Origin of the sequence: Gilliamella sp. CG25 (assembly GCF_046635705.1) — a bacterium.
In the GTDB taxonomy this organism is placed as follows: Bacteria; Pseudomonadota; Gammaproteobacteria; order Enterobacterales; family Orbaceae; genus Gilliamella; species Gilliamella apicola_I.
Genome location: NZ_JBIDFJ010000003.1, coordinates 88,710 through 100,540 on the forward strand (window position 1 = coordinate 88,710; position 11,831 = coordinate 100,540).

Here is an 11,831-nt window from a genome sequence, read left to right on the forward strand (position 1 = left end):
CTTCCATAAACGTTAAACCGCTTTTTATTAGCTGTTAGCAATTACACTAACATAACGACGGTTTTTAGGTCCTTTAACTTCAAATTTTACTTGTCCGTCAATTAAAGCAAATAAGGTATGGTCACGACCACAACCTACATTAGTGCCTGGGTGGAATTGAGTTCCACGTTGACGTACTAAAATATTACCAGCAAGAACTTCTTGAGAACCATAACGTTTAACACCTAAACGTTTACTCTGGGAATCACGACCATTACGTGATGAACCACCAGCCTTCTTATGTGCCATTGTTCGATACTCCTATTAAGCGATTGCAGTGATCTTCACATCAGTGAACCACTGACGGTGACCTTGTTGTTTACGATAGTGTTTACGACGACGGAATTTAACAATTTTCACTTTATCGCCACGACCGTGCTCAACAATTTCTGCTTTAATTGTTGCACCTTCAACAAACGGAGCACCAACTTTGATGTCTTCACCATTTGCTACCATTAAAACTTTATCGAAAACAACTTCTGCACCTGTTTCGACTTCAATTTTTTCCAAGCGAACGACTTGTCCTTCGCTGACTCGGTGTTGTTTACCACCACTTTGGAAAACTGCGTACATACTTAACTCCGCAATAAAAAGCAGACTATTCCTGATTTAGCATATATGTCTGCATTGATTAATCTTATAGGGCGTGAATTTTACGCAAAATTTATCCTTGTTGCAAGCAGTCTTTACTAAAAGATCGCAAAAAGTTACAAAAAAGATCAGCAAGATATCGTTTTAGCGTTACAATACGGATAAATCATTATTTCTTAGTTAATTTATTGTAATTCTATGCTGAGTACTAAAACAACCAATAATAAAACTCGCTATCATGCTTCAATTATTAATCGTTTGTCGCTATTAATGTGTTTTTTAGGCACCATTGCGTTAATTGCGTTATCGCTATCTATTCAAGTCGCTAATGATACCAAAGGTAGCGCTTATATGATTAATCAATTAGGGCTAATTCGTATGAAAAGTTATCAACTTTTATCAATGGTTCCCCTTAATAAACACGATAATGACCGTTTAAATATTTTTAGTGAAATAACGTCGTCAAAGCAACAATTAGCTCTTTTTGAACGTTATGATTTAATAGATGAATTCAATGAGTTACATAATAAATGGCGTACTGAAATTGCAATAAAAATTGCACAAGCCAAAAACATCGATGAGATAAAAACGGATATCGATCAATTTGTTATCAAAACCAATTATTTAGTACATAAGATCGATCAGAAGACCGAAAACCAGATTCATTATATATCTCGCTTGCAACAATTATTTATTATCATTATTGTGGTCTTTCTTATTGCTCAGATTTACTATTTGCGTCGTTATCTTCTCGCCCCTTGGCGCAAACTGATTAATATGGCTCATGCTATTTCAAAACACAATTTTAGTGAACGTTTTCCGCTACGTTCCAGAAAAAATGAATTCGATTTGTTAGGGTTAGCGTTAAATAACATGTCTGATCAAATCGAATCTCAATATTTAATCCTTGAAGAACGGGTGGCTGAAAAAACGGCTGAATTGCAACAAACCAATAACATCATCTCATTTCAATATCACGCCACCAAACAGCTCCATACATCAAAGCCATTATGTGAACGTTTTTTAATGATTTTACGTCAATTAGAAGAACTTGTACCACTCACTCAATTTCAAATCCGATTTTATGAATCGGAAAACCCTGAACATTACCAACAAATTAGTTATGACAATGAGCAGAAATTACCTTTCTGCCAAAATCCGCATTGCTGTGCTTGTTTAACCGAATCAAAACATTCTCAACAACATGGATTTCAACGTTATTGGTATCTTCAAGACAATGGCGAAAAATATGGCATTTTATTTGCCATTCAACCGACAGATGTTACCCTTAGCGACGAGCAGGAAAACTTAATAACAGGACTTATCGAGCAGATGTCCACGGCGATGATGCTCGATCGACAAATAGAGCAACAAAAGCAGTATTTATTAATGAAAGAGCGATCAGCAATGGCAAGAGAGTTGCATGATTCAATTGCGCAATCATTATCCTGTTTAAAAATACATCTTAGCTGTCTACAAATGCAATCTGATTTGACATCACAAAGTAGTATTGAATTATTAGCAACAATGCGAAAAGAGGTCAATATCACCTATTCTCAGTTACGTGAATTAATTACCTCTTTTCGTTTGCGGCTCAATCAAACAGGTTTTTATGCTAGCTTAATGGAGATGATTGAAGAGTTTAATCAAAAACTAAAATTTAACATCCAACTTGAATATCAATTACCGCTCAATATCATTAAAAGCAAACATGCTTTTCATTTACTACAATTTATTCGAGAAGCGCTAAACAATGTGTACAAACACGCACAAGCATCACACGTTATCATTGCGTTAACCATTGATGATAATCAGATTATCACGGTCAGTGTTAGCGATAATGGTATTGGTTTTCAAACTGATGTTAAGCAGGATAATCATTATGGTATGGTGATTATGCGAGACAGAGCAGAAATCCTAAATGGTAATCTAACAATTAATACTGAGCCACAAAAAGGCACGCAAGTTATGGTAATATTTAAAGCCAATAAGACCATTCCATTTACGATAATAGAAGAGTAACCCATGGAACAGATAAAAAGTTCGATACTAATTATTGACGATCACCCTATGCTTAGAAATGGTGTAAAACAATTAATCAATACCGTTAGCCATTTTGAAGTAATTGGTGAAACGGGGTCTGGAACGGAAGGGATAAAACTCGCTGAAAAGCTCGATCCCGATATGATCTTACTGGATATCAATATTCAAAATGTTAGTGGGTTAGAAATACTACGTTATTTACGGGAAAAAAATATCTCAAGTCGCATCATTATGTTCACGGTATCGGATGCCAAAGAAGATATTATTACCGCACTCAAAAGTGGAGCGGATGGTTACCTGTTAAAGGATATGGAGCCAGAAGATTTTATTAAAGCGCTAAAAGATATTGCGGAAGGTAAAATCATTATGGATGAAGCAATTTCGCATATTATTCTTCACTATATGCGACACAGCGGCGAACCAACAACCAAACAAATTCACGATATAAACTTATTAACACCTCGAGAACATGAAATATTTAATCTGCTAGTGCAAGGACTTTCGAATAAACGTATTGCCAAAGATCTGGATATTGTTGAAAGTACCGTAAAAGTGCATGTAAAAAGTATCTTTAAAAAATTAAATTTTAAATCACGCATGGAAATGACCGTATGGTATTTACAGAGCAAAGAGTAATGCATCAATTAAAGATAATTGATTATACTTAACTCGATCGAAAAGTTTAAAAGCTGTCATCCCTTAAATTATGATGATATAAGGCAGTATACGTTTAGATAACAGGCAAGACCATTATGCTGTAAAGTAATAGACTTGCCTGTTTAAAATTAATGATTTGAAAACCAATTAAGTTTTTCTCGTAATGCAACAACAGGTCCGATGATAATCAAACTTGGACTACATGCTTGCAAAGCGATTTTAGCTAACTCACCAAGCAAACCTGTTACCACTTTTTGTTTGGTACTGGTACCTTCCTCAACAATGGCGACGGGCGTATTAGCATCCATACCGTGTTTGATTAATTGTTGACTAATATTTTCAGCTTGAGACAGCCCCATATAGAACACTAAGGTCTGCTTTTCAGCCGCTAAACTTTGCCAATCAAGATGACTACCATCTTTTAAATGCCCGGTAATTAAACGAATACTATGCGCATAATCTCGATGTGTTAAAGGGATACCACTGTATGCAGAACACCCCGATGCAGCAGTGATTCCCGGTACAACTGAAAATGGAATATCAGCATTATACAACGTTTCCAGCTCTTCGCCCCCTCGCCCAAAAATAAACGGATCGCCCCCTTTTAGACGGACAACTCGTAACCCTTTTTGCGCTTGTTCTAACAAAATTTGATTAATCTGTTCCTGTGGCACGCAGTGATACCCTGCCCGTTTGCCAACAAATATACGCTGAGCATCCCGCCTGACAAGATTCATAATTTCATCCGAAACCAATCGATCATACACAATAATATCGGCTTGTTGGATTTGCTGTAATCCTTTCAAAGTCAGTAAGCCTGCATCACCGGGACCTGCGCCCACTAAAACCACTTCACCACGATGATCCAGTGATAAATTAAATAACTCGTTGGTTAGTGTTTCAACTTGTTCAGAATCATTATTGGCAATGGCTTGTGCCAATCTATCATGAGTAAACAGCTTTTCCCAAAATCGACGGCGTTCTGTGAGCGTTTTATAGGTTTGCTTAGCTTTATTTCGTAAATAACCCGCATATTGCGCTAATTTACCTAAGTGCTGAGGCAATATTGATTCTAGTTTTTCTCGTAATAGACGAGCTAAAACCGGCGCATGCCCTGCTGATGACACAGCAACCATAATTGGTGAACGATCAATAATCGAAGGCATAATAAAACTAGCATCTTTCGGCGAATCGACAACATTGCAAAAGATACGGCGATTTTCAGCCTCGATACTGACGGTTTGATTGGTTTTAGGACAATCGGTCGCTGCAATGACTAACCATTTATTATCAAGCAGTTGTTCATTAAATTCCCCTTGCTGTAATATCAACTGGTTTTGCGCTTGCCAACATAAAAATTGCTCATTAAATTCAAGTGCGTTAACCGTTAACTTTGCACCTGCTTCGAGTAATAGCCGAGCTTTTCGTTCAGCGATTTCACCACCCCCGACTAACAGACAATCCCGATTTTCTAACTTACAAAATAGTGGAAAATAATCCATAAAACCTCAATATATATCCTTTTTAATTCAGCCAAGATTATGGTCGTTCAGTTTTTGGTGTCGAATACCAGTATCCCAAGCCCATAAAAACAACGCCAGAAACAAGGTTACCTAACGATACCCAAAGTAAATTATGACCAATTCCACATAGGGTATAAGCATCACTATGATGACCAAACCATGAAAGTGAAAATAACGTCATATTCGCCACCGAATGCTCATAACCACAGGCAATAAATGCTAGCAAACACCACCAAATCGCAATAAATTTAGCTGAACCTTCAACACGATTTGCCATCCAAATAGCTAAACAAACTAGCCAGTTACATAAAATACCACGAAAAAACAGCGCACTAGCCGATGCGGTCGTTTTGGCTAATGCTGCACTATGCACTAAACTGGTATCGGTTGATAATAATGGGGTAGCAGCATAAAAATATAAAGCAGCGACAAAAATAGACCCCAATAAATTGGCTAACCACGTTTGAGGTAATGCTAGCCACATCTGTGTATGCGTAATTTTCTTACATTTTACGCCAAACGTTAAAAACATTGTGTGACCAGTAAAAAGCTCAGATCCTGCAATCACAACTAACGTTAAGGCAATACCAAATGTCGCCCCCATGACTAAAGGTCTTAACGATGGATCAAGTAAATTACCTAAAGTGAAGATCAAAATAATACCAAGACCAACATAAGCGCCGGCCATAGCAGAACTTAACCAAAACCCTATCGGGTTAGTTTTGGCTAAACGTACAATACGTGCTGCATTGGCAGCACATTTATTAATTGTATCGGTATACATAACTATCTAAACCTTTAAAATTGTTTTAACTCGATGATTTAACTTCAACAAAACCATCTGTATTGACTCTTACTTCATAATGCGCAATTGAATAGTCGGCATCATCAATGCAATAACCATCTTTTAAACGAAAACGCTGTTTTTTTAATGGGCTTGCAACATACAAGTCATTTTCATGCTGTCCAATAATACCTCGAGATAAGACACTGGCTTGTGCAAAAGGATCGATATTACTGATTGCATAAATTTCATCGGAATCATAAGGACGAAATACTGCAACATGTTCATGACCGACAAGTGCACACACGCCTGTTTCCGGTAAAATGTCATCGAGTTGACAAACTGTTATCCATTGACTCATATTATTGCTCTCCTAACATTGCTTGACGTTCTTCGGCTGTCGCAGGTCGATGCTGATCACGTTCAGGAATAAATTTGACATTTTCATCACGCAAATTACTGTTAATAAAGTGAGTAAATCGTTGTTGGTTTTCAGGATGTTCAACCGTTTCTTTCCACTCACACACCACCAATTTACGCAGACGAGTCATTTCACTTTCCAACTCATCATTAATACCTAACTTATTGTCGATAATTACACTACGCAAATAGTCAATCCCGCCTTCCAGATTTTCAAGCCATACCGAAGTGCGTTGTAATTTATCAGCGGTACGGATATAAAACATAATAAAGCGATCAAGATATTGAATTAATGTCTGTCTATCGAGATCAGCAGCAAGCAAATCAGCATGACGAGGTTTCATCCCGCCATTACCACATACGTAAAGATTCCAACCTTTTTCAGTTGCAATAACGCCAATATCTTTACCTTGTGCTTCCGCACATTCACGTGTACAACCCGATACACCTAATTTGAATTTATGTGGAGCCCGAATCCCTTTATAACGATTTTCCAGTTCAACACCCAGACCAACACTATCCCCAACACCAAAACGACACCACGTACTCCCCACACAGGTTTTAGCCATTCGTAAGGCTTTTGCATACGCATAGCCACTCTCAAAGCCAGCATCAATTAACTCTTTCCAAATAGCGGGTAGATCATCTTTTTGCGCACCGAAAAGACCGATACGTTGTGAGCCGGTAATTTTTGAATAAAGTTGATATTTTTTGGCAATTTGCCCCACCGCAATCAAGCCTTCTGGCGTAATTTCACCTCCGGCACTACGCGGAATAACCGAATATGTTCCATTTTTTTGGATATTACCAAGAAAGATATCGTTACTATCTTGCAACGGAACTAAATCTTGTTTGAGAATATAATCGTTCCAACATGAAGCCAATAAAGAGGCGATCGTCGGTTTACACACCTCACATCCATAACCCGTACCATGTTTTTTGATCACTTCATTAAATGAAGTTAATCCTTCAACACGAATTAAATGATATAATTCTTGGCGTGAATATTTAAAATGTTCACATAAAGCATGGCTGACTTCGATACCTTGTTTAGCTAATTCTGAGTTTAAGAGCTGAGTCACCAATGGAATACAACCACCACAACCTGTACCGGCTTTGGTTTCTGCCTTAATTGCCGCTACAGTATGACAACCTGCGTGAATCGCATTAATGATTTTTGCTTTTGTCACATCGAAACATGAGCAAATTTGTGCAGTATCAGGTAAAGCTTCGACGCCCATTGTGGGTTTAGCCCCAGCATGAGCTGGTAAAATTAAGGTGTCCGGATGCTCAGGAAGATCCATCTCATTTAACATCAATTGTAATAAATTACTGTAATCAGCCGTATCACCCACCAATACAGCGCCTAATAATTTTTTATTATCTGACGAAACGACCAATTTTTTATAAACCGGTACATTTTCATCTAAATAGACATAGCTACGGCTAGCGGGTGTTTTTCCTTTGGCATCCCCTATACTACCGACATCAACGCCCATTAACTTTAATTTAGCGCTCATATCAGCGCCTTCAAATTGCATTGGCTCACCCATTAAGTGCGCTAAGGCAACTTGTGCCATCTTATAGCCCGGAGCAACCAAACCAAATACTTTACCTTGCCAACAAGCACACTCACCAATAGCGTAAATATCAGGATCAGATGTCTGACAATGGTTATTCACCACAATGCCACCACGTTGACCAATCTCAAGTTGACATGCTTTAGCAAGTTGATCATTCGGGCGAATACCTGTTGAAAATACGATAAAATCAACTTCCAGCGACGAACCATCAGCAAATTGCATCTTCTTACCTAACGGCGTATGAATAATTTCTTGGGTATTTTTACTGGTATGAACACCAACGCCCATCTCTTCAATTTTTCGGCGTAACTGATCACCCCCCATGGCATCAAGTTGTTCAGCCATCAATACTGGCGCAAATTCGACGACATGCGTTTGTATTCCTAAGTTTTTCAGCGCACCAGCAGCTTCAAGCCCTAACAACCCCCCACCGACAACAGCACCTGATTTACACTGTTTTGCGCATTCACGAATGGCATCAAGATCTTCAATGGTTCGGTAAACAAAACAGTCTGCACCATCTGAACCTTTAATAGGTGGTACCCACGCATAAGATCCGGTAGCAATAATCAATTTATCATAGTGAACAATTCGCCCTGTGTGTGAGTGAACTTCTTTACGTTGACGATTAATCAATATTGCTCGCTCATTCAGTAATACTTGAATGTTATTTTCTTCATATAGCCCTTCACGAACTAAAGAAAGCGCTTCAGCAGTGTGGTCAGAAAAATAGGAAGAAAGGTGAACACGGTCATATGCAAGGCGAGGTTCTTCACAAAAGATGGTAATATTGAACAGATCAGACTGCATTTTATCGATAACTTCTTCAATAAAACGATGTCCAACCATCCCATTACCGATGATAACGAGATTGGTTTTACTCATAATAAAGCTCCAATTTTATTTTAATTCAATTATTTAATTTATAGCTGTGCTCCATTTTATGTTACTTTGCTCAGATTATAATTATCCTCAAGGATTACCACTTTAGTAGTAATAAGGATAACTATTTTTAAAACAAAGCATTATAAAATATTTAACGTCAATTAAATTTAGGATCCCTACTCTGATAGGCTTTAACCTTTAATATCCAATCACCCTTGGTTAAATAATGTTGCTAATCAAAATTTAAATAGTATAATTAGCCGACTAAATAAATTGAGTAATGATAATTGAATTACAAGTCAAGAAAGCTTCCGTCTCGTGAAACGTTAGCACGAGCACAAAGATTTAATGATGATATTGTTGATGTTTCAGGCGTTGATCTGGTCTTAAGCTTGATCACTACGGCTGACTTAATCCGTTCAAACATTTACGCACAACTGACTAAAGATTATGATGTTTCGGAAGGTAAGTTTGCATTATTAATGTCACTCTTTTCGGAAGGTGAAACCTGTGCCAGTGATTTAGCATTACGCATTGGTGTTACCCCTGCTACCGTGTCAGTTATGGTTAAGCGAATGCTAGCTGCAACTCCACCATTAATCACCATGTCTAAAAGTGGTGAAGATGGTCGCTCTCGACTTATCTCATTGACTGAAGTTGGCGAAAAATTAATTCAAGAAGCATTACCCAATCACCTAAAATCGATTCGTGCTTTTGCCGAAGTTTTAAACTCGCAAGAACAAGAGTCTTTAATATTGATGTTACGTAAACTTTTACGAAAATAACTGACTTTAAGCTTACTTAAAGTCTATTTTATTTATCTAAATACTTAGCTGACTAATTAAATGGAAAATAAGCTATATATGAAAAAAAATATCAAAATCCCTGTTATATTTTTGGTTATCCTAACAGTTGCCTCTTTTTTAATCTTTTTAGGTTCTCGAAATGATGCCGTCACCGTGGCTAAAAGCATTAAATCTGGCGTATTAACCGCAGATGAGATTAATATTGCCTTTCAAAATGTGAGTGGAAAAGTCATCAAACGATTTGTCGAAGAATCACAATTTGTAAAAAAAGGGGATCCGTTAATGCAATTAGAAGATGTCGATACTAAATTAGCTATCGATCGTCTACAAGCGCAGGTTGACAGCCAAAAAGCGGCAGTTGCTCAAGAACAAGCTGCCATTGCGATCACCGAAAACGAAACAAATTTATCCGAATTATCCACTTGGCGTAAAATTGAAGAAGTGAAAGCAAATTTAGAAGCCGCTAAATCAGCTCAAAATTTAGCTCAAATGGAGTTTGATCGTCAAACCCAATTACGTAAAACAGGGGGAAACTCGCAATCGCAACTTGATACCGCCCGTAATGCCTTTACGGTTGCGAAAATGCAAGTTGTTCAGATTCAAAGCCAATTATCCACCTTAATGATTGGTGCAACACCTGAACAAATTAATCAATTTGAGCAAACTCGAAATGCAACAGGTATGACAATACAATCTGTTACTATTGCCCGACAAAAACTTCAAAATCGACAAAATCAGTTAGCTCAGCTCCAAGCACAACTTGCACAAGGTGAAGCTGACTTAAAACAGCTACATATCAATTATCAACGATTAACATTAACAGCACCTGAAGATGGCAAAGTATTAAAAATCATGTTTGAAGATGGTGAATTAGCTCCGACAGGCGCACCAGCAGTGTTATTAGAGACCGATCGTAAATACATTGATATTTATGTAAACGAAAAAATGGTAAATGACTACCAACCGGGCACAACGGTTAAAGCCAATGTTATCGCCCTTGATAAAGAGATAAAAGGTAAAGTTCGTTTTGCAACCGCAGCACCTTCTTTTGCCGATTTACGTATGACACGTGAACGTGGTCAAGCTGATTTAACCTCTTATCAAGTCAGAATATATATGGAATCTATTCCAAAACTTTTAACCGGTATGACAATCGAGGTTGATCAATGATGCAAAACATCATTAAATCTATGCTTGAAGAACTTGACGCAATGTTGTCAGGTCACTTCATTCCATATTATAAAGTTGCAATAGGATTAGCAGCCATTGTTGCGCTAATCTTTTCCATTGTGTTAAGTCATGGTGCCGTTTTTGAAGGTAAGATTGCAGTTATTGATCTTGATGGTTCACATTATTCAACGGAATTAATCAGTAAAGTCAATACTTCGCCTTATATCGAAGTATCCGAAGTCATCCGATCACCAGTCAATCCTATTACTTTAGTTTCGCACGATCGCAATTTAGGGGTACTTTATATTCCTAAAGGATTAGAGAAAAGTCTTAAAAAAGGTGACCAAACTGTTCGTTTAGGGTATTTTGCCGATGATACCAATGATGCACAAAATGCCAAAGTGTTACAAAGCTTAAATGAATATATTCCTGAGTTAGGTGCTGAACTTAGCGTTGGTAAAGTGTCTGCATTAGGTTTAGGACATGAAGGGACTGAAGCCACCTTATCGCCAATGCAACTTAAAACGCGATATATGTTCAATCCAGCTAGCTCTTCCACTATATCGACAATTATCTATTTTGTTTACTTCTTTTCGTCACTGACGTATGGATTAACTTCTTTAATGATTGTCGGTCGTTTAAAAGTCACGGGCATGTGGAATACAGTTTTAGAAAGAGGCTTTGTTGCACTATTAGCAAGAACAGTCCCTTATGCATTATTTTATACGACCGGATTAACATTAATAACCGCCGTATTAGTGATCTTTGGACAATTACGTTTTGATGGTAACTATTTTATTTTTATACCAAGCATTTTCATGACCGGACTTGCATTTGGTTGGTTAGGTTTTTTACTTTCCTGGAAAACCAATAATCCAGGTGAAGGTGCAAGCAAAATGATTTTCTTAGTGCCACCAGGATTTATTATGGGTGGATCAACCATGGCGGTCGGGATTATGCCACTTTGGACTTACTATGTTAGTCATGCATTTCCTTTAGTCTGGCTATTTCGATTCTTCCGAGATATCGCCATGCGAGGACGTTCACTGATTGATATGCTATCTACCTATGGCATTTTCATTATTTATTTAACTGTCATTGCGTTTGTGGTGATGATCGTTTTTGAACGAACGCAAAAATCCATTGCACAACCCAAAACCGACGTAAGCTAAATCGTTAATAAAGTTATTGAAACTCTCATTGGGTTTCAATAACGACTTTCACTGTATTAAACTTTGGACTCAACGTCATTTCTTTTTATTGATAAAATTTCTAAATATCTTGGTAAAATTATCCAATTTGTGATCTTCATCACTTCATTAAACGAAAT

The 11,831-nt window shown here is 37.5% G+C and carries 11 protein-coding genes; 5 read left to right on the forward strand and 6 right to left on the reverse strand.

Annotated elements, in window-relative coordinates; genetic code table 11:
• Positions 1-27 precede the first annotated feature (27 nt).
• Together rpmA and rplU are read right to left on the reverse strand one after the other, a co-directional pair.
• Entirely contained in the window at positions 28-288 is a 261-nt protein-coding gene (rpmA, locus tag ACGH6P_RS03290; protein WP_025314437.1) for a 50S ribosomal protein L27, read from the reverse strand.
• A gap of 15 nt (positions 289-303) precedes the next feature.
• On the reverse strand, positions 304-612 hold the full coding sequence (gene rplU / locus ACGH6P_RS03295; RefSeq protein WP_025314436.1) for a 50S ribosomal protein L21: 309 nt from the start codon (positions 610-612) through the stop codon (positions 304-306).
• A 216-nt stretch (positions 613-828) separates the two neighbouring features.
• Between rplU and narX the strand changes: the two genes are divergently transcribed.
• Together narX and narL are read left to right on the forward strand one after the other, a co-directional pair.
• A complete protein-coding gene (gene narX / locus ACGH6P_RS03300; RefSeq protein WP_411596732.1) occupies positions 829-2,652 on the forward strand; it encodes a nitrate/nitrite two-component system sensor histidine kinase NarX in 1,824 nt (607 codons plus the stop codon).
• 3 nt (positions 2,653-2,655) lie between these two features.
• Positions 2,656-3,309, forward strand: a complete 654-nt coding sequence (narL, locus tag ACGH6P_RS03305) for a two-component system response regulator NarL (RefSeq protein WP_411589642.1) — start codon at positions 2,656-2,658, stop codon at positions 3,307-3,309.
• A gap of 149 nt (positions 3,310-3,458) precedes the next feature.
• Here narL and cysG read toward each other — a convergent pair whose 3' ends face one another.
• Genes cysG through nirB form a run of 4 tightly spaced genes read right to left on the reverse strand, consistent with a single transcriptional unit; the run spans position 3,459 to position 8,525 of the window.
• A complete protein-coding gene (gene cysG, locus ACGH6P_RS03310; protein ID WP_411589641.1) occupies positions 3,459-4,832 on the reverse strand; it encodes a siroheme synthase CysG in 1,374 nt (457 codons plus the stop codon).
• Between the two features lie 37 nt (positions 4,833-4,869).
• Positions 4,870-5,637, reverse strand: a complete 768-nt coding sequence (gene nirC / locus ACGH6P_RS03315; RefSeq protein WP_411589640.1) for a nitrite transporter NirC — start codon at positions 5,635-5,637, stop codon at positions 4,870-4,872.
• Positions 5,638-5,662: 25 nt separating this feature from the next.
• Positions 5,663-5,998: a nitrite reductase small subunit NirD gene (gene nirD, locus ACGH6P_RS03320; protein WP_267350354.1), complete on the reverse strand. Its 336-nt coding sequence runs from the start codon at positions 5,996-5,998 to the stop codon at positions 5,663-5,665.
• 1 nt (position 5,999) lies between these two features.
• Positions 6,000-8,525, reverse strand: a complete 2,526-nt coding sequence (gene nirB, locus ACGH6P_RS03325; RefSeq protein WP_294826149.1) for a nitrite reductase large subunit NirB — start codon at positions 8,523-8,525, stop codon at positions 6,000-6,002.
• Between the two features lie 287 nt (positions 8,526-8,812).
• On the opposite strand from nirB, the gene ACGH6P_RS03330 reads away from it, so the two are divergent.
• The 3 genes from ACGH6P_RS03330 (at position 8,813) to ACGH6P_RS03340 (ending at position 11,673) form a co-directional block, all read left to right on the forward strand.
• Positions 8,813-9,310, forward strand: a complete 498-nt coding sequence (locus tag ACGH6P_RS03330) for a MarR family winged helix-turn-helix transcriptional regulator (protein ID WP_220216370.1) — start codon at positions 8,813-8,815, stop codon at positions 9,308-9,310.
• A 78-nt stretch (positions 9,311-9,388) separates the two neighbouring features.
• Positions 9,389-10,501: an HlyD family secretion protein gene (locus ACGH6P_RS03335; protein ID WP_267379721.1), complete on the forward strand. Its 1,113-nt coding sequence runs from the start codon at positions 9,389-9,391 to the stop codon at positions 10,499-10,501.
• Complete coding sequence (locus ACGH6P_RS03340; protein WP_267350350.1) at positions 10,501-11,673, forward strand: ABC transporter permease; 1,173 nt, start codon at positions 10,501-10,503, stop codon at positions 11,671-11,673. Before ACGH6P_RS03335 ends, ACGH6P_RS03340 begins: the two co-directional genes overlap by 1 nt.
• Positions 11,674-11,831: the final 158 nt, after the last annotated feature.

What these genes read in the sequence shown, in the direction of transcription:
- rpmA (WP_025314437.1), bottom strand. Translation starts at nt 288, where the DNA reads ATGGCACATAAGAAGGCTGGTGGTTCATCACGTAATGGTCGTGATTCC.
- rplU (WP_025314436.1), bottom strand. Translation starts at nt 612, where the DNA reads ATGTACGCAGTTTTCCAAAGTGGTGGTAAACAACACCGAGTCAGCGAA.
- narX (WP_411596732.1), top strand. Translation starts at nt 829, where the DNA reads ATGCTGAGTACTAAAACAACCAATAATAAAACTCGCTATCATGCTTCA.
- narL (WP_411589642.1), top strand. Translation starts at nt 2,656, where the DNA reads ATGGAACAGATAAAAAGTTCGATACTAATTATTGACGATCACCCTATG.
- cysG (WP_411589641.1), bottom strand. Translation starts at nt 4,832, where the DNA reads ATGGATTATTTTCCACTATTTTGTAAGTTAGAAAATCGGGATTGTCTG.
- nirC (WP_411589640.1), bottom strand. Translation starts at nt 5,637, where the DNA reads ATGTATACCGATACAATTAATAAATGTGCTGCCAATGCAGCACGTATT.
- nirD (WP_267350354.1), bottom strand. Translation starts at nt 5,998, where the DNA reads ATGAGTCAATGGATAACAGTTTGTCAACTCGATGACATTTTACCGGAA.
- nirB (WP_294826149.1), bottom strand. Translation starts at nt 8,525, where the DNA reads ATGAGTAAAACCAATCTCGTTATCATCGGTAATGGGATGGTTGGACAT.
- ACGH6P_RS03335 (WP_267379721.1), top strand. Translation starts at nt 9,389, where the DNA reads ATGAAAAAAAATATCAAAATCCCTGTTATATTTTTGGTTATCCTAACA.
- ACGH6P_RS03340 (WP_267350350.1), top strand. Translation starts at nt 10,501, where the DNA reads ATGCAAAACATCATTAAATCTATGCTTGAAGAACTTGACGCAATGTTG.